The 15,794-nt window shown below is 64.2% G+C and carries 19 protein-coding genes, 2 tRNA genes and 1 pseudogene; 12 read left to right on the forward strand and 10 right to left on the reverse strand.

Features of this window, described 5'->3' with window-relative positions; translation table 11 throughout:
- Positions 1–21 precede the first annotated feature (21 nt).
- The gene (locus SynWH8101_RS10570) at positions 22–474 is read left to right on the forward strand and encodes an NfeD family protein (RefSeq protein WP_130129737.1); all 453 of its coding nucleotides are present in this window, start codon (positions 22–24) and stop codon (positions 472–474) included.
- 1 nt (position 475) lies between these two features.
- Here the strand turns inward: SynWH8101_RS10570 and SynWH8101_RS10575 are convergent, their stop codons facing one another.
- From SynWH8101_RS10575 to ebsA, 3 genes are read right to left on the reverse strand one after another with little or no spacing between them, the layout of a single operon-like run.
- Positions 476–988, reverse strand: a complete 513-nt coding sequence (locus SynWH8101_RS10575) for a DNA recombination-mediator protein A (RefSeq protein ID WP_130129738.1) — start codon at positions 986–988, stop codon at positions 476–478.
- Positions 989–1,024: 36 nt separating this feature from the next.
- Positions 1,025–2,119, reverse strand: a complete 1,095-nt coding sequence (locus SynWH8101_RS10580; RefSeq protein ID WP_130129739.1) for a phosphotransacetylase family protein — start codon at positions 2,117–2,119, stop codon at positions 1,025–1,027.
- A 33-nt stretch (positions 2,120–2,152) separates the two neighbouring features.
- Positions 2,153–2,584 (reverse strand): type IV pilus biogenesis protein EbsA, encoded by a 432-nt coding sequence (gene ebsA, locus SynWH8101_RS10585; protein ID WP_174719512.1) that lies wholly within the window; start codon positions 2,582–2,584, stop codon positions 2,153–2,155.
- An 11-nt stretch (positions 2,585–2,595) separates the two neighbouring features.
- On the opposite strand from ebsA, the gene SynWH8101_RS10590 reads away from it, so the two are divergent.
- Entirely contained in the window at positions 2,596–3,360 is a 765-nt protein-coding gene (locus tag SynWH8101_RS10590; RefSeq protein WP_130129740.1) for an SDR family oxidoreductase, read from the forward strand.
- Here SynWH8101_RS10590 and map read toward each other — a convergent pair.
- On the reverse strand, positions 3,338–4,198 hold the full coding sequence (map, locus tag SynWH8101_RS10595; RefSeq protein ID WP_130130489.1) for a type I methionyl aminopeptidase: 861 nt from the start codon (positions 4,196–4,198) through the stop codon (positions 3,338–3,340). The two genes, SynWH8101_RS10590 and map, sit on opposite strands and share 23 nt — an antisense overlap.
- Before the next feature lie 77 nt (positions 4,199–4,275).
- Between map and SynWH8101_RS10600 the strand changes: the two genes are divergently transcribed.
- The 6 genes from SynWH8101_RS10600 (at position 4,276) to gltX (ending at position 7,328) form a co-directional block, all read left to right on the forward strand.
- The gene (locus SynWH8101_RS10600; protein WP_130129741.1) at positions 4,276–4,593 is read left to right on the forward strand and encodes a PepSY domain-containing protein; all 318 of its coding nucleotides are present in this window, start codon (positions 4,276–4,278) and stop codon (positions 4,591–4,593) included.
- 33 nt (positions 4,594–4,626) lie between these two features.
- Positions 4,627–5,136 (forward strand): 50S ribosomal protein L19, encoded by a 510-nt coding sequence (gene rplS / locus SynWH8101_RS10605; RefSeq protein ID WP_130129742.1) that lies wholly within the window; start codon positions 4,627–4,629, stop codon positions 5,134–5,136.
- A gap of 62 nt (positions 5,137–5,198) precedes the next feature.
- Positions 5,199–5,271: transfer RNA gene (locus SynWH8101_RS10610), tRNA-Trp, on the forward strand.
- A 36-nt stretch (positions 5,272–5,307) separates the two neighbouring features.
- The gene (locus SynWH8101_RS10615) at positions 5,308–5,496 is read left to right on the forward strand and encodes a hyperconserved protein Hcp (protein ID WP_006043540.1); all 189 of its coding nucleotides are present in this window, start codon (positions 5,308–5,310) and stop codon (positions 5,494–5,496) included.
- 301 nt (positions 5,497–5,797) lie between these two features.
- A tRNA-Asp gene (locus SynWH8101_RS10620) sits at positions 5,798–5,871 on the forward strand.
- A gap of 20 nt (positions 5,872–5,891) precedes the next feature.
- Positions 5,892–7,328 (forward strand): glutamate--tRNA ligase, encoded by a 1,437-nt coding sequence (gene gltX, locus SynWH8101_RS10625; protein WP_130129743.1) that lies wholly within the window; start codon positions 5,892–5,894, stop codon positions 7,326–7,328.
- Here gltX and SynWH8101_RS10630 read toward each other — a convergent pair.
- Genes SynWH8101_RS10630 through wecB form a run of 3 tightly spaced genes read right to left on the reverse strand, consistent with a single transcriptional unit; the run spans position 7,278 to position 9,972 of the window.
- Complete coding sequence (locus SynWH8101_RS10630; protein ID WP_130129744.1) at positions 7,278–8,564, reverse strand: sodium:proton antiporter; 1,287 nt, start codon at positions 8,562–8,564, stop codon at positions 7,278–7,280. The two genes, gltX and SynWH8101_RS10630, sit on opposite strands and share 51 nt — an antisense overlap.
- Entirely contained in the window at positions 8,554–8,799 is a 246-nt protein-coding gene (locus SynWH8101_RS10635; RefSeq protein WP_130129745.1) for a hypothetical protein, read from the reverse strand. The genes SynWH8101_RS10630 and SynWH8101_RS10635 overlap by 11 nt, the downstream gene beginning before the upstream one ends.
- A 60-nt stretch (positions 8,800–8,859) precedes the next feature.
- Positions 8,860–9,972, reverse strand: a complete 1,113-nt coding sequence (wecB, locus tag SynWH8101_RS10640) for a non-hydrolyzing UDP-N-acetylglucosamine 2-epimerase (RefSeq protein ID WP_130129746.1) — start codon at positions 9,970–9,972, stop codon at positions 8,860–8,862.
- Between the two features lie 120 nt (positions 9,973–10,092).
- Here wecB and SynWH8101_RS10645 point away from each other — a divergent pair, with 120 nt between their 5' ends.
- Positions 10,093–11,265, forward strand: a complete 1,173-nt coding sequence (locus SynWH8101_RS10645) for a type IV pilus twitching motility protein PilT (protein WP_370586994.1) — start codon at positions 10,093–10,095, stop codon at positions 11,263–11,265.
- Between the two features lie 15 nt (positions 11,266–11,280).
- On the opposite strand, the gene SynWH8101_RS10650 is transcribed toward SynWH8101_RS10645, so the two are convergent.
- Positions 11,281–11,505, reverse strand: coding sequence for a high light inducible protein (locus tag SynWH8101_RS10650; protein WP_130129747.1), 225 nt, complete (start codon positions 11,503–11,505; stop codon positions 11,281–11,283).
- Between the two features lie 41 nt (positions 11,506–11,546).
- Positions 11,547–12,632, reverse strand: coding sequence for a tRNA (adenosine(37)-N6)-threonylcarbamoyltransferase complex transferase subunit TsaD (gene tsaD, locus SynWH8101_RS10655; RefSeq protein WP_130129748.1), 1,086 nt, complete (start codon positions 12,630–12,632; stop codon positions 11,547–11,549).
- Between the two features lie 76 nt (positions 12,633–12,708).
- Between tsaD and SynWH8101_RS10660 the strand changes: the two genes are divergently transcribed.
- Entirely contained in the window at positions 12,709–13,188 is a 480-nt protein-coding gene (locus SynWH8101_RS10660) for a Photosystem I reaction center subunit III (protein WP_130129749.1), read from the forward strand.
- Positions 13,189–13,223: 35 nt separating this feature from the next.
- The gene (psaJ, locus tag SynWH8101_RS10665; RefSeq protein ID WP_007101790.1) at positions 13,224–13,343 is read left to right on the forward strand and encodes a photosystem I reaction center subunit IX; all 120 of its coding nucleotides are present in this window, start codon (positions 13,224–13,226) and stop codon (positions 13,341–13,343) included.
- Positions 13,344–13,396: 53 nt separating this feature from the next.
- On the opposite strand, the gene gmk is transcribed toward psaJ, so the two are convergent.
- Positions 13,397–13,966, reverse strand: coding sequence for a guanylate kinase (gene gmk, locus SynWH8101_RS10670; protein WP_130129750.1), 570 nt, complete (start codon positions 13,964–13,966; stop codon positions 13,397–13,399).
- Positions 13,967–14,027: 61 nt separating this feature from the next.
- On the opposite strand from gmk, the pseudogene SynWH8101_RS14655 reads away from it, so the two are divergent.
- A pseudogene (locus SynWH8101_RS14655) lies at positions 14,028–15,775 on the forward strand (NFACT family protein).
- Positions 15,776–15,794 lie beyond the last annotated feature (19 nt).

A 15,794-nucleotide genomic window follows, 5' to 3' on the forward strand; every position in this document is an offset into this window, starting at 1 on the left:
GAAGGCCTGGCTCCCCTCCCAATGGCTGCGTTCTGGGTGCCCCTGATCTGGCTCCTGCTAGCCGGCGTGCTGCTCATCCTGGAACTGGTGCAACCCAGCTTCGATGGGCTGATGTTTGCCGCCCTAGCAGCACTGCTGCTCTCGCTGCTCACCGCACTGGCCTCCGTGCCCATCGGGATCCAGATCGGGCTGTTCGTGCTGTTCACCGTGATCGGCACCGTGTGGCTGAGCCGCTGGTCGGCCCGGCGCAATCCTCGTCCGGGACAGGCGCGGCAACGGGAGGATCTGGCTGAAGTGATCACGCCGTTTCCAGCCGGCGGTGAAGGGCGGGTGCGCTGGCATGGCCAGAGCTGGGCCGCCAGCTCCCTCGACCTCGACCGACCGATTGCCGTGGGCGATCACGTGGTGGTGGCCGGCCGCGACGGCAACCGACTGCAGGTGATGGCCCGTCTGCCGAGGCCCTCAGACCCCTGAATCAGTCGAAGAAGAGAAGACTCACCACCTTGCCCATGTCCTCCGCACTGCGGCAGCTGTTGAGCAGGGTCTCGCTGTCATGAAACGCCAGGCAGATCAACTGATCACAGCGGCTGATGATGTCTTGATTGCAGCGGCTGCTCGCCATCGGCAGAGGCAGGTCATCGTATTCAGGTTTCTCAATGAGATGCAACACCCGGTCGAGCTGATCACGGATCTCGGGGGCTTGCCTCTCCAGGCTCTGGGGCAGCAGCACGGTGAGACGGGCTGGATCCACTTCGAGAACACCGCGGATCACGGCCGCATTCACCCCCTGGGCCCCGGAGGTAATCAAGGAATGGCCTTCTTGCGCCAGGGAACGGGCGATCAATTCGATCAGATGGATCGCCACCACCGGCACATGGCGGCTGCCAAGGATGGCGATCCGTCGTTTGCCCTTGTCCTGAAGCAGGGCCAGTTCCTGGGCGAGGGTGTCAACCCGATCGAGGGCAGGAAGGTCTAAGGAGCGGCTCAATGACTTCCCGCCGATGTGAATCTGAAGCTAGCAGTGTCAGCGGGATGGCAAGCCAAGGGCGGAGCACATCTGCTCAAGCTGACAGTGCTCTTCCACGAGTCGGAAGGCATAGGTGGCCTTGACCGCCTCATGCAGACGCACATGTCCAAAGGCCTGCTCGATCACCTCCACAGTGGCCAGGGTGTCGTGGTCGACCTTCAGCAACGGCACCTCGAGCTCATCGGCACGACTGATCAACTGGGGCAGGGGTTCGCCCGCACCGGTGAGGATCAGGCACTGAGTGGAGGCCTCTAAGGCCGCCAACTGAATATCGGTGCGATCAGCGCCGGTCACCACTGCCATGTTGCGGCGACGCCGGAAAAACTCCATCGCCGAATTCACGTTCATGGCGCCGATGCTCAGGGTCTCGACCAGCAGCTCCAGGCGCTCCTCACAACAGATCACCCGCGCATCAAGGCGGCGCACCAACTCGCCCACCGTGACACTGCGCAGCAGAGGTGATCGGGGCATCACCCCGAACACCACGAGCCCTAAGGCTTCCAGTGCTGGCACCACATGACGCTGCAGCTCGTCCACCTCATCGGGGGTCACCGCATTGAGCACGATGCCCACCAGGCGCTCACCCAATTGATCCCGGGCGGCGAGCAGCGCCTCCACACTGCGGCTGTCTTGCCAGAGATGCACCAGCACCACCGGAGCGTCAAGGCCATGGGCCAGCTGCACAAGGCTGAGCCCGTAGAGCAGGCCCTCGTGAAGGCTGCCGGCCGCTTCGAGCAAGGTCACACCCTCTCCGCCTTGAGCCAGATCCTGTCGGAGCCGCTGGAACCCATCGCCCGCATCGAGCTCGGCCTGAGCGAGGCGGGACTCAGCGGTGATGGGTGAGAGCAGGTGGAGCGAGGGAATGAGCTGATGCTCCGCCAAACCAAGCGTGCTGCCTACGAAGCGGACGTCGTCGTCAATCAAGGGGTCGGGCAGAGCCCCATCGGCCGGAGTCCAGTCGAAGCTGGTGGCCAGTGGCTTGCCGAAACGGACGGAATGGCCGCCAGCGGCCAGGTGTCGGGCCAAGCCCAGAACCAAGGCTGACTTGCCGCTGAAGGGTTCACAGGATCCGATCAGCAAGGTGTTGCCCATGACCGGCCCCAGATGCGCGTTCAGCCCGTCAATTTAATGGCCCTCTGCGTCCCCATTCCGTTCAAGAGCACTGGAATCAGCCAAGCAGCGTTCCACCGAAGCCTCCAGAAGCAGCCACTGCCAGAAGCGATCCGAGAGATCGGGCGCTCCGTCGCCTTCGGAGTGGAGCTCCATCAACCAGACCATGAGCTGATGGGCCGCCAGGCTGAAGCGAAAACAACATGTTGGCTCGACCTGCAGCGTCAGGGTGCAGGCGCTGACCAGCAGGGGAGCCTCCACCACCTGCCACTGAAGCCGAAAGTGATGGCCGGGCGCCCCCGCCAGCGGCCGAACCCCGTTGATATGACCACTGGGCCACAGCTCCAGGGCCCTACGCAACTCGCCTTCCACACGGCGACCGCCGCAGTAGGGCGCATACAGCGCCACCTGGGCATCGATCGAAGGGGTGAGCAAGGATTCCGCCAATCCCACAAAGCATGCCCCAAGCTGGAGTGATGGCCCAGAGCGATTCCGCCCCAATCTCCCAACACCAGCAGCGCTGGCAGGGCCGAAGGGTGGGCATCACCGGCGCCCGCGGCGCCCTCGGTCAGGCCCTGGCCCGGCGCTTCCGCTCCCGGGGCGCCCATGTGGTGGGCCTCACCCACGGTGAACCACCCTCCCAGCCTGAGCAGGAATGGGTGCGCTGGCAATGCGGCCAGGAGGAGGCACTCCTACCTGTACTGCGCGACCTGGACGTGCTGGTGCTCAACCACGGGATCAATCCCGGGGGCGACCAGAGCAAGGCCAGCCTGAACAGGAGCCTGGAGATCAATGCCCTCAGCAGCTGGAGACTGTTGGAGCTCTTCGAAGCGAGTGCCGCTGAAGGTGGTGCCACACCAATGCCGCGGGAGCTCTGGGTGAACACCTCGGAGGCTGAGATCCAGCCGGCCCTCAGCCCAGCCTATGAACTGAGCAAACGCCTGATCGGACAGTTGGTCAGCCTGCGTTGGAGTGAGTATCGGCGCCAGCGCCAGTCGAACCTGATTCTGCGCAAGTTGGTGCTCGGTCCATTCCGATCCGAGCTCAATCCGATCGGCGTGATGTCGGCCGACTGGGTCGCCGGCCAGATCCTCACCCAGTCCGAGCTGGGCCTACGACTGGTGATCGTGACCCCCAATCCCCTTACCTACCTGGTCATGCCCCTCAGTGAACTGGGGCGGGCGATCTACAACCGCCTGATCAGCCCTCCCCCCGATCGGTGAGGATCTCGCAGCCGTCGGAGGTCACCACGATGGTGTGCTCCCACTGGGCAGAGAGGCTGCCGTCCCGGGTGACCACGGTCCAACGATCCTTGAGGGTGCGGCACCGCTTGCTGCCGGCATTGAGGATCGGCTCCACCGCGAGGGTCATGCCGGGTCGCAGGGTGACATTGGGCAGATCATTGGTGCGGAAATTGAACACCGACGGTTCTTCGTGGAGATTACGACCGACGCCATGGCCGGTGTAGTCCTCCACAACGCTGTAGCCATGTGCTTTGACGTGATCTTCAACAGCGCCGGCGATATCCAGCAGCGTGTTGCCCGCTTTGATCTGTCCCAGGCCGGCCATCAGAGACTCCTGCGCCACCCGGCTCAGGGTGCGGGCCTCTTCAGGCACTTCGCCCACGCAGATCGTGACGCAACTGTCGCCGTGATAACCGTCGAAGTAGGCACCCGTATCGACCTTGAGCAGATCACCAGAGCGGATGACGCGCTTGGCACTGGGGATGCCATGCACCACCTCGTCGTTGATGCTGGCGCAGATGCTCGCGGGGAAACCGTGATACCCCTTGAAGCTGGGTGTGGCTCCCATGGCGCGAATACGACTCTCGGCGATGGCATCGAGGTCGGCGGTGGTCTGCCCTGGCTCCACTGCCGCCATGATCTCCCGGAGCACCGTGGCGACGATCTTGCTGGCCTGGGCCATGATCTTGAGCTCCCTGGCCGACTTCACCTCCACGCCGCGACGTTGCTGAATGCGAGGACCGGTGGCTGTGGCTTTCGCACGGGCGGGTGCTTGCGCTCCGTTGGACGCCGCCAGTAGGTCTGCAAACAGATTCATCAAGACGCAGGTGGTGGGGTCAGGGCGGAATCGCCTTGGCGTCACGCTATCAATGTCGACAACCAACGTGACTGGTGATGGCCTGGCTCAAGCACGTGCGTCAGTGGCACCGCTGGCTGGCCCCGTTCGTGCTGCTGCCCCTGCTGCTCACCCTCAGCTCGGGGATGGCGTATCGGCTCGCGCGCGATTGGGGTGGGGTGAGCAGGGATCAGGTGCACTGGCTGATGGCCTTGCACGAGGGAGAGTGGCTCGGCACCGATCTGGAGCCCTTTGTGGTGCTGCTCAACGCCCTCGGCCTGCTCTGGATGCTCGTCACTGGCACCACCCTTCTGATTCAGAGCTGGAAGCGAAAGTCATCAGCGCGAGCCACCGGGGCAGGAGGCGCGAAAGGGTAAGCTGTTTGTTTGGCGTGATTACCCGGAGCTGGGATGGCAGCGGACCCTAACGACACCACCGCACAGGAGACAGCCGCCGAGGTGGCAACAGCAGAAAGCGAAGCAAACGCGACTGCAGGGGATCAGAGCGGGACTCAATCCCCTGCTCCGAAGGCTGAAACGCCAGCAGCTGCAGCGGTCGCCAAGCTGGGCCCTGAAGCCCTGATTCGTGAATTTGAAGCCGCGCAGCTCAAATCCGATCTTCCCGAAATTTATGTGGGCGACACCGTCCGCGTCGGAGTGCGCATCAGCGAGGGCAACAAAGAACGCGTCCAGCCCTATGAGGGTGTGGTGATCGCCAAGCGTCACGGTGGCATCAACGCCACAATCACTGTGCGCCGCATCTTCCAAGGGATTGGCGTGGAGCGGGTGTTCATGTTGCATAGCCCTCAGGTGGCCTCCATCAAGGTGGAGCGCCGGGGTAAAGTGCGCAGGGCGAAGCTTTTTTATCTGCGGGAACGGGTGGGCAAGGCCACCCGCGTGAAGCAGCGCTTCGATCGCTGAGGTTTCGGCCTCGTTCAATCCAGTGCCATCACCTCGATGATGGTCGAGGGGTCCATCGCCTTGCGCCGTTAGTTCAGTTGGTAGAACGCAGGTCTCCAAAACCTGATGTCGGGGGTTCGAGTCCTCCACGGCGCGTCCGATGCCCCCTCATGCAGTTTCCCGGTTTTGAGCATGGAGTTGGATCTTCAACCTGGTGATGTCGTCAAAGTGCTCGAGTCAGCCGCCCTCGGCTGGGTTCGTGCCCGTGTGATCCGTGTCAAATCCGGAGGTCGTGTGGTGGTGCAAAGCGACCAAGGTCGTGAGTTCACAGCCCGTGGCAATCAGGTGCGTTTGATTGAACCGGCAGGGTTTCGTCCCTGAAGTTTCGGTTGAGCGTCATTGCGATGCATCCTGCCCTTTAGGGGCAGGATTTTTTATGCCGAGGTGTCGGCCGTCGCTGCCTGGGCCAAGCGGCACCAGCTCCGCATGCCGTTCCGACAGGTCCAGGCTTCGCTGCCGCAGCCTGAGCAACCAAGCCTCTTCGCGATCCGGCTCTCCACCCAACCCGGCACCTCACAGCCCATCAGTTGACGGAGGGCAGGGCGGAGGTTGATACTTACTTGGTCGCGCAGGCGACACAGGTCAGCCGCTCGAAGCCAGACGCTTTGCTGTTGGTCAGCCTGGGACCGTAGTTCAATTGGTTAGAGCACCGCCCTGTCACGGCGGAAGTTGCGGGTTCGAGCCCCGTCGGTCCCGTTCCAGTTCCTGTTCCAGCCGTGTCGGTTCGCGTTCGCCTCGCCCCGAGTCCGACAGGAACCCTCCACATTGGCACGGCCCGCACGGCCGTCTTCAACTGGCTCTTCGCCAGGCGCATGGGTGGAGCCTTTCTCCTGCGCATTGAAGACACCGATCGGGAGCGGTCAAAACCGGAATTCACCGCCAACATTCTTGAGGGGCTGCGCTGGCTGGGTCTCGAATGGGATGAAGAACCAGTAGTACAGAGCGAACGACTGGACGCCCACCGTGAAGCGATCCAGACCCTGCTCGACCGCGGCCTGGCCTATCGCTGTTACACCAGCGAGGACGAACTCAACGCCCTGCGCGATCAACAACGCGCCTCGGGCCTGGCTCCCCGTTATGACAACCGTCACCGCGATCTGAGTCCTGAGCAGGAGGCCGCCTTCCAAGCAGAGGGTCGTACGGCGGTGATCCGTTTTCGCATCGACGATGAGGAAAGCATCACCTGGTCTGACATGGTGCGCGGAGCCATGCGCTGGAGTGGGTCCGATCTGGGGGGCGACATGGTGATCGCCCGCCGGGCCGCCGCTGATGCCATCGGCGACCCCCTCTACAACCTGGTGGTGGTGGTGGACGATGCGGCCATGGCCATCACCCACGTGATCCGCGGCGAGGACCACATCGCCAACACGGCCAAACAATTGCTGCTCTACGAAGCCCTCGGCCTCGGCGCACCCCAGTTCGCCCACACCCCGCTGATCCTCAATGCCGAAGGGCGCAAACTTTCCAAACGCGATGGCGTCACCTCGATCAGCGACTTTCGCGCCATGGGCTACACCGCAGAAGCGCTCGCCAATTACATGACCCTGCTCGGCTGGTCGGTGCCCGAGGGGATGGAGGAGCGCTTCAGCCTCACCGAAGCGGCAGCCGTATTCAGCTTTGAGCGGGTGAACAAGGCCGGCGCCCGTTTCGACTGGGACAAACTCAACTGGCTGAACGCCCAGGTCTTGCACGGCTGGGATGCCGACCAGCTGCTGACGGCACTCCAGCCCCTCTGGCAACAGGAAGGATGGGGCCTGCCTGGCGACGACCGCAGCTGGGCCAGGGATCTGGCCACTCTGCTGGGTCCTTCCCTCACCCTGGTGAACGATGGCGTGGAGCAGGCGCGTCCGTTCTTTGAGGAACCGGCGCTGGAAAGCGATGGTCTGCAGCAACTGGACCAGGACGGTGCCAAGGCAGCCCTTCAGGCCCTCAACAGCCTGCTGGAGTCGTCTCCCTGGGATGGCACCGACAACGGGCGCGGCCAGGAGCTACTGAAACAGGCGGTGGAGCAGGCCGGTGTGAAAAAAGGTCTGATGATGAAAAGTCTCCGTGCCGCCCTGCTCGGTCGCCTGCAGGGGCCCGACCTGATGACCACCTGGGGCTTACTGGCTCGAATCGGCCACGACCGGCAACGGATCCAACGCTGTTGCTGACCCATCAGGCGCTTCCTCAGCCCCTGGGGCGTCATCGCCCTCGTCGGCAGCGATCAAACCGAGCCAGTGAGCCAGGGGCTGGGCCGTCAATCCCTGCAGGCCCACCGTCATCAAAATTGTGAGAAACACCAGGCCCTGAAGGCGGCCAGCCCCGAGCACACCCGCCTGCTCCAGACGAATCGCGAAGAGCGAAGCCACCGCAGCTGTGACGATGCCCCGTGGCGCCAACCAACCGAGAAACAGGCGCTGACGCCAGTCCAGGGGCAAGCCAATCGTGGCGACACTCACCGCCACCGGTCGCACGAACACCATCAGCACCAACACACAACTGATCCCACCCCAACCGAGCGGGCTCAGTTCCGCCCAGGACACATCGGCCGCCAACAGGGGGAAGAGCATGGTGATCGCCAGACGAGCCAGTTCCCTGATCAACTCATCCAGCTGCGCCGCATCGGTGGAGGGGCGACGGCCCACCACCACGCCAGCTGCCACCGACGCCGGCAACCCCGACTCGGGCAACAACCACTCACAGGCGCCGAACATCAGGAACAACACCCCAAGGGTGAGCTGCAACCGCAACCCGACCGATGGATCGGGCTTGAGGCGTCGCAGGGCCTCGGAAAGCAGCCAGCCGCAGGCCAGTCCAATCAGCACCCCGCCGCCGAGGCGCGAGAGCAGACCGATCGCCAGACCCCGCCAGCCATGCAGATCGCCCAGCAGCAATTCGAGCAGCAACAAGGCGAGCACCGCCCCCACGGGCTCCAGCACCAGCCCCTCCGCTTCCAGCACATCCCCCAGCGGTGGTGCCAGACGGATCTGCTGCACCAGAGGGGTGACCACCGTGGGCCCTGTCGCGAGCACGATGGCGCTGTAGACCGCCGCCACTGACCAGCCCAGCCCGGCAAGCCAATGGGCCGCCAACAGACCGGCGGCGAGAGACAGCAACAAGCGGATCAGCGAAATCCGCAGCACCGTCGCCTTGATCGTGTCACCCGGCAGGCGCAGATTCAGGCCACCATCGAAGAGCACCAGGCTCACGAGCAGCCCCACCACCGTCTCCAGGCCCTGGCCGAGATCCAGGGGCTCCACCAGTCCCAGGCCGGAGCGGCCGATCAATAAGCCCGCGAGCAGCAGCAGCACCACCCCCGGCAAACCGGACAGGGCCGCCAGCAAACGCGCACTGGCGCCGGCAAACACGGTGACGCCCCAGAGCAGTCCCAGCCGCTCAGGTGTCATCGAGAGAGGCGAATTGAGGTTCCACCCGCAGACCGGTCACCGCATCGGGGCGCACCACCAGATATTCCCCGTCGAGATCACCAAGGGGAACATTAATGAAACCGCCCTGGCTCGGCGCATTGACCAATCCCTGATACCACTGCTGGAACTGATCCAATGTGGAGAAGTGCACCTGTTCCGTCTGTCCGCCCACTAAGTGGAGCGACACGGCATAACGGCGGGGTTGGCGAGTCATGGGCGAACCGTACTTCCCGGGGGCATCCCGTCAGGATGACGGTTCAAAGCGGCCGTGTCTTCAGACCTCCAGCAGGGTCAATGACGCCTCCAGGATCCGCTGACTGGCCTGGCCATCACCGAAGGGGTTCACGGCGCGGGCCATGGCGTCATAGGCCTGGGGCTCATCCAACAGGCGCGAAGCCTCGGCCGCGATGGTGGCGGGGTCGGTGCCGACCAAACGGGCGGTCCCCGCATCGACCGCCTCCGGTCGCTCCGTCGTCCGTCGCAACACGAGCACGGGTTTTCCGAGGGCGGGCGCCTCTTCCTGAAGGCCGCCGGAGTCGGTGAGCAAGAGGGTGCACCCCTTCATCGCCGCCACGAGGCGGTCGTAATCGAGGGGCTCGGTGAGTACAACCCGGGGGTGGCCGCCCAGCAAGGCCTGCAGGGGTTCGCGCACGGTGGGATTGCGATGCAGCGGCAGCAGCAGCGCGGTGTCGGGGTGGGAGTCGAGCACCCGCAGCATGCCATCGGCGATCAGGGCCAGACGCTCACCCCAGTTCTCACGCCGATGCACCGTGGCCAGGATCACCCTCTGGCCCGACCAATCGAGGGGCAGGTCCGTGAGCGGTGCCGCCTGTTCTGCCATGTGCAGCAGGGCGTCAATCACCGTGTTGCCGGTGACCATCACCCGGCCCACCACACCAGACGCCTGAAGATTGGCCTCCGAACGCGCCGTGGGAGCGAAATGCAGCTGGGCGACCTGGGAGATGAGGCGACGGTTGGCCTCCTCCGGGAAGGGGTCGTAGAGGTTGTCGGTCCTCAGACCGGCCTCTACGTGGCCCACCGGAATCTGCTCGTAGAACGCGGCCAGAGCGGCGGCAAAGGCTGTGGTGGTATCGCCCTGCACCAGCACCAGAGAGGGCGGAAAGGCCTGAAAGTCTTCACGCAGGCCTTGGAGTGCGGCACAGGTGACATGGGTGAGGGTCTGGCGCGGCGCCATCAGGTTGAGATCCTGGTCAGCGCGGAGCCCGAACAGCTCCATCACCTGCTGCACCATCTCCCGGTGCTGTCCGGTCAGCACCACACGGGTCTGCAGCCGATCACAGGCCTGGAAGGCCTGAATCACCGGTGCCAACTTGATGGCCTCCGGTCGGGTTCCCAGAACGATCGTGACCCGCGGCTGGCCAGACATACAGCGAGAGAGGGGCTGATCTGGCCGGATCCTAGGGGTGATCTCATCGCGCTCCCTCGCTCACCCTTGCCAGATCCCCGCCTATGGCGAAGCTGATGGAAGATTGCCTGCCGTCGCCCTGTGACCGATTCGGTTCTGCCGCCGGGATTGTCCCGGTCGCTACCCACGGCTCGCCGCCCCGAGCCTGCACCCTCGCCCGTGGGCAATCCCACTCCAGAGACCGGCAGCGCCCCGTCGTTGCAGGAGATTGTGAAATGCGCCCACGACAATGGCCACTCCGACGTGCACCTAGGGGTGGGGGAGAAGCCCCGCTTCCGGGCCCGCGGCGAGATGGTCCTCACCGACTGGCCCCGCACCGACAGTGCCGTGTTCCAGGGCTGGCTCCGCGAAATCCTCACGCCCCATCAGATCGATTCGTTTCAACGCAGCAAGGAATTGGATGGCTCCCACGCCTTTCCCTTCGTGCGGGTGCGCATCAATCTGCTCGACAGCCTCCACGGGCCGGCCATGGTGCTGCGCCTGATCCCCCAGACGATCCTCACCCTGGACGACCTGCAACTGCCCCCGGTGCTGCGGGAGCTGGCATCGCGACCGAAAGGCCTGGTGCTGGTGACCGGCCCAACCGGATCCGGCAAGAGCACCACCCTGGCCGCCATGATCGACTGGATCAATCGGAACCAGGCGCGACACATCCTCACAATTGAGGATCCTGTTGAATTCGTGCACACGAGCCAACGATCCCTTGTTCGCCACAGGGAAGTGGGGCAGCACACACTGAAATTCCACAACGCCCTGAGGGCGGCCCTGCGCGAAGATCCCGATGTGATTCTCGTAGGAGAAATTCGCGATCGGGAAACGCTGGGCACGGCCATGGAAGCCTCCCAGACCGGTCACCTGGTGTTCGGGACCCTGCACACCAACTCAGCCGTGAAAACGGTGGAGCGGGTGCTCGGCATGTACCCCCCCGACGAGCAGGACAGCGTGCGTCGTGCGCTCTCCGAAGCCCTGCTGGGCGTGATCGCTCAGGGGCTAATCCGCACCACCGACGGCAAGCGCGCCGCGTATCACGACATCCTGATCAATTCTGATGCTTGCCGTGATTACATCCAGCGGGGAGCTCTTGATGAGGTGGAAGAGATCATGAGCCGCAGTGGCTTCGAGGGCATGCTCACCATCAACCAGTCATTGCAGACCCTGGTGGAGGCAGGCCGTGTGGAAGCAGATCAGGCCGTCGGCGTGAGCCTGAAACCAAATGAGCTAGCCCAGGCTCTGCGCGGCCGAGATGGAACGTGACGGGTCAGCGTCTGATCAGGAAGGGCTGCCACCGAACAGGCGCACCAGCAGAAGGGTGGCGAGACCCACGGAGAGGCCCAGCATCGCCAAGCGTCCATTCCAGATTTCCGCTTGGGGGGTGAAGCCGCGTCGCCAGGCGTTCAGTTCACCATTCGCAACAGGTTGCCGCGCTGCACGGTCCGAACCGGGCTCAGCTGAGGACGCCGCCGCAGCGGTTGTGGTTCCAGACTCGGAGGCCATGCCGTTGCGACGAAGGAAACTCGATCTTAAGAATTTCAGTCTCAGAACGGCGCCTCAGTCGACACCAAAGCCTCGGCCTGCTCCAGGGGCCAACGGGCTGACACGCCCAGGCGCAGCGAACTGAAGTCCTGCGCCCCACGGAGACGCTGCAGTGCAGCCGCACCCACCATGGCGGCATTGTCGGTACAAAATTCCAGCGGTGCGATCTGAACCTGCACCCCACAAGCGGCGGCCCGATCGCTCATCTGTCGGCGCAAGCGGAGATTGGCCGCCACGCCACCCACAAGCACCAATTGGTTCAGTCCCTCATCGCGGCAGCAGCGCAGGCTCCGCTCCACCAGCACATCCGCCACCACCTGCTCAAAACTGGCGGCAAGATCGGCCCAGACGGCGGCTGCGGCGTCTCCATCCACCAGCTCAGCCTTGCAGGCTTCCACCTGGCGCAACATCGCTGTTTTCAAGCCACTGAACGAGAAGTCGTAGGGGTGGAAGCCCCCCTCTCGCCGCGACACCCGCCCCTTCGGCAGGGAGAACCGGGACGCATCACCCTGGGCAGCCAGAGCCTGGATCGCCGGACCGCCCGGATAAGGAAGGCCAAGCAACCGCGCCACTTTGTCGAAAGCCTCTCCCGCCGCGTCGTCGTGGCTGCGCCCAAGCCGGGTCATCGCACTATCCGCGGCCACCCGGATCAGCTCCGTGTGGCCGCCGCTGACGAGAAGCACCAGGTAGGGAGGCGTTGGTGGGGTGTCGCCCAACGACACCGAGGCGAGATGTCCCTCCAGGTGGTGCACCCCCAGAAAAGGCTTGCCATGCAGAGCCGCCAGCGTGCGGGCGCTCACCGAGCCCACCATCAGGGCACCCACCAGGCCAGGCGCCACGGTGGCGGCCACAGCATCAAGCGCATCGATGCCGAGCTCGGAGTGTTCGAGAACCTCATCCACCAGCGTGGGCAACGCCTCCACATGGCGGCGGGAAGCGATCTCCGGCACAACCCCACCCCACTGGGCATGCTCCTCCACCTGGGAAGCAATGCGGTGAGCGAGCACTTCAAGGCGGCGGCCGTTCTGCCGCACGACGGCCGCCGCCGACTCGTCACAACTTGTTTCGAGCGCCAGCACTGTCGGCATCGCTTTCCACAGCCTCCCCTACTGTCCGTTTGTGACATCCTGCCGTCCGGGGCAGGCCTAATCAGGAATCGATCCGATGCGTCGTCTCTTCGCCCTTGCGCTTTCGGCCCTGCTCATCGTCGGCTTCGCTCCCGTTGCCAAAGCGGACGTGGCCGGCCTGACCCCCTGCGCTGAAAGTGCTCGCTTTCAGCAGCGTGCCGCTGCTGCCACCACACCTCAGGCCAAAGCGCGTTTCGAGATGTACAGCGAAGCTGTGTGTGGCGACGACGGTCTGCCCCACCTGATCGTGGATGGTCGCTGGAGCCATGCCGGTGATTTCGTGTATCCCGGTCTGATGTTCCTCTATGTGGCTGGTTGCATTGGCTGGGCCGGTCGTGAGTACCTCAAGGCCACCCGCGGCACCAAAGAGCAATACTCCAAGGAAATTCAGATCGATCTCCCCCTCGCCCTGAAGAGCTGCATCGCAGCAGCCACCTGGCCCCTGGCAGCATTCGGTGAATTCACGAGCGGCAAGCTTCTTGAGAGCGACAACAAAATCACCGTGTCGCCTCGCTGAGACTTTTTCACCCTCCACGTTTCTTCTCACCTCCCATGCAGAAATTCCTAACTACCGCCCCTGTGGTTGCCGCGATCTGGTTCACCCTCACCGCCGGCATTCTCATCGAGTGGAATCGTTTTTTCCCCGATCTGCTCTTTCACCCGATGGGTTGATTCCTTCGCCATCAATGAAGAAAAAAGAGGGCTGAGGCCCTCTTTTTTTGTTGTCAGGCCGCCAGACCCATCAAGTGCTCCACCTCGGCGAGGGCGCGATCGAGATGATCATTGATCACCACAGCGTCGAATTCCGACTGGGCCGCCAGCTCGATGCGCGCCCGCTCGAGACGACGCTGAATCGCCGCCTCTGCATCCGTGCCCCGGCCACGGATCCGACGCTCCAACTCCTCAACACTGGGCGGCGCCAGGAAAATCTGCTTCGCCGTGGGGAAAGTGCGACGCACCTGACGGGCACCTTCAAGCTCGATCTCCAGCAACACCGGCGTGTCAGCGGCGAGACGCTCCTGCACGGGCTGCCGCGGCGTGCCGTAGCAGTTACCGGCGAATTCAGCCCACTCGAGCAGACCCCCTTGCCGCACCAGGGCGTCGAACTGATCGCGACCGTGAAAGAAGTAATGCTCTCCGTCTCTCTCCCCGGCGCGGGGGGCACGGGTCGTAGCAGACACCGAGAGCCAGACCCTGGGATGGCGCTCCAGCAGTCGGGCCACCAGCGTGCCTTTGCCCACACCGCTTGGGCCGGTGAGCACCGTGAGTCCGGCGGTGGCTGGGGAAGAACCCATGCATTGCGTCCGATTGATCTGCAGGGTAGGAAGACACCTCGCCTACCAAGCCATCCCCGCCATGGACCTGCCCCCCCGGGATCGTCCCTCAGCCCAGGGGATGGATGTCACCACCGTGCGGGCGGTGGTCAGCGATCTACGTCGTCGCCTGCTGCCCAGCCGTTTTGAAAAGGCACAACAACCGGATCCCCACAGCCTGCAGCTGGGATTCCGCACCCTGACGGGAATGGTGTGGCTGGAATTGAGCTGGCAAGCCGATCTGCCACGGCTGGTTCTGATCCCCCCACCACGACGGCAAGGGGGGGCAGCACGCTGGCGCAACAGGTCCAGCACAGTCTGCGACAACTGGCTCTCGTGCAGATCGAGCAGCAGGGCTTCGAGCGGGTGGTGAGTTTCGCTCTCGCCAAGCGACCGGGTGACCCGATCCAGCGCCGTCTGGTGCTGGAACTGATGGGGCGACACAGCAACCTGATGCTGCTGGATCCGGACCAGAGGATCATCGCCATCGGACGTCAGGTGCGGGACCACCAGTCGCGCATTCGACCGATCAGCACCGGCGATCTCTACGTGGATCCCCCTGGCCTGCAGGGACAGATCCCCAGCCTGGAGGAGTCGTTCGATCGCTGGAGACAACGACTGACACTCCTGCCAATTCCCCTCGGCAAAGCTCTGAGGCAGACCTATCAAGGCATCAGCCCCAGCCTGAGCCTGCAGCTGGCCCATGAGGAACGCAGCCCAGCCGAGCAACTGCTCAGCACACCGGTCGAGGCGCTGCAAACCCCCGACTGGCTGGCGCTGCATGCGCGCTGGCAACTTTGGTTGCAGCAGCTTGAGGCTGAGGGCTTCCGACTCCGTTATAACGGCCCCACCCCTTATCGGGTCTGGGGCCCCGACATTGACGGCGAAGCGCCGGAAGCCGACTCCCTCAGCCTCAGCCTTGGTCTCCACTACCGGCACCACAACAGCCAACGCCGGATCGAGCGCCAGGCGAGGGAGCTGCGTCTCAGCCTGGAGCACTGGCGGCAACGGGAACAGCGCCACCTGGAGGATCAGGAGCGCCGACTGCACGACACCGACCAAGCGCAGGCCCTGCAGCAGGAAGCCGATGGGCTGCTGTGCCACGCCTCCCCTAGCCGCGAGCAGATCGATCGCGCCCAGAAGCTGTATCAGCGGGCTCGCAAGCTGCGGCGAGCCGAGCCGCTTCTTGAGGAACGCCGGCGCTATCACCAACAGCGTCTGCAACTGATCGAAGGAAGCGAAGCCTTTCTGGACAACCTGCTCGACGCCCCGGCCGCTGCAGCAGGTGATGACCTGGATGACACACCCGAGCGCCTTCAGGAACTGCGCGGCGAACTGGATGAGCTGTTGATGCCGCACCGGCGGCGCAACCGAGCGGACGAACGACGACAACGCCAGGAGGGACCGCAACCCCTGCAGCTGCGCAGCCCCAACGGACTGATGATTCAGGTCGGTCGGAACCATCGCCAGAACGACTGGATCAGCCTGCGCCAGGCACGCCCCGGCGATCTCTGGTTCCACGCACAGGAATGCCCGGGGAGTCATGTGGTGCTCAAGGCCTCCAGCGGTCTGGCCTCCGAGGAAGACCTGGTGCTGGCCGCCGATCTCGCGGCTCACTTCAGCCGTGCGCGCCGGAATCGCAAGGTGGCCGTGGTGATGGTGCCGGTGGAGCAGCTGCAACGGATCGCGGGCGCGGCTCCAGGCACGGTGCGCCACCGCGGCGGCGACGTGCGCTGGGCCGAACCGGAACGGATCGCCCAACAACTGCACAGCGGAGGGCTCCTAGCCTGAGCATTGCTTAGTCACAGCC

It is taken from the genome of Synechococcus sp. WH 8101 (assembly GCF_004209775.1).
Classification (GTDB): Bacteria; Cyanobacteriota; Cyanobacteriia; order PCC-6307; family Cyanobiaceae; genus Synechococcus_C.

What these genes read in the sequence shown, in the direction of transcription:
- SynWH8101_RS10570 (WP_130129737.1), top strand. Translation starts at nt 22, where the DNA reads ATGGCTGCGTTCTGGGTGCCCCTGATCTGGCTCCTGCTAGCCGGCGTG.
- SynWH8101_RS10580 (WP_130129739.1), bottom strand. Translation starts at nt 2,119, where the DNA reads ATGGGCAACACCTTGCTGATCGGATCCTGTGAACCCTTCAGCGGCAAG.
- SynWH8101_RS10590 (WP_130129740.1), top strand. Translation starts at nt 2,596, where the DNA reads ATGCCCCAAGCTGGAGTGATGGCCCAGAGCGATTCCGCCCCAATCTCC.
- map (WP_130130489.1), bottom strand. Translation starts at nt 4,198, where the DNA reads ATGAATCTGTTTGCAGACCTACTGGCGGCGTCCAACGGAGCGCAAGCA.
- SynWH8101_RS10600 (WP_130129741.1), top strand. Translation starts at nt 4,276, where the DNA reads ATGGCCTGGCTCAAGCACGTGCGTCAGTGGCACCGCTGGCTGGCCCCG.
- rplS (WP_130129742.1), top strand. Translation starts at nt 4,627, where the DNA reads ATGGCAGCGGACCCTAACGACACCACCGCACAGGAGACAGCCGCCGAG.
- SynWH8101_RS10615 (WP_006043540.1), top strand. Translation starts at nt 5,308, where the DNA reads ATGGAGTTGGATCTTCAACCTGGTGATGTCGTCAAAGTGCTCGAGTCA.
- SynWH8101_RS10630 (WP_130129744.1), bottom strand. Translation starts at nt 8,564, where the DNA reads ATGACACCTGAGCGGCTGGGACTGCTCTGGGGCGTCACCGTGTTTGCC.
- SynWH8101_RS10635 (WP_130129745.1), bottom strand. Translation starts at nt 8,799, where the DNA reads ATGACTCGCCAACCCCGCCGTTATGCCGTGTCGCTCCACTTAGTGGGC.
- wecB (WP_130129746.1), bottom strand. Translation starts at nt 9,972, where the DNA reads ATGTCTGGCCAGCCGCGGGTCACGATCGTTCTGGGAACCCGACCGGAG.
- SynWH8101_RS10650 (WP_130129747.1), bottom strand. Translation starts at nt 11,505, where the DNA reads ATGGCCTCCGAGTCTGGAACCACAACCGCTGCGGCGGCGTCCTCAGCT.
- tsaD (WP_130129748.1), bottom strand. Translation starts at nt 12,632, where the DNA reads ATGCCGACAGTGCTGGCGCTCGAAACAAGTTGTGACGAGTCGGCGGCG.
- SynWH8101_RS10660 (WP_130129749.1), top strand. Translation starts at nt 12,709, where the DNA reads ATGCGTCGTCTCTTCGCCCTTGCGCTTTCGGCCCTGCTCATCGTCGGC.
- psaJ (WP_007101790.1), top strand. Translation starts at nt 13,224, where the DNA reads ATGCAGAAATTCCTAACTACCGCCCCTGTGGTTGCCGCGATCTGGTTC.
- gmk (WP_130129750.1), bottom strand. Translation starts at nt 13,966, where the DNA reads ATGGGTTCTTCCCCAGCCACCGCCGGACTCACGGTGCTCACCGGCCCA.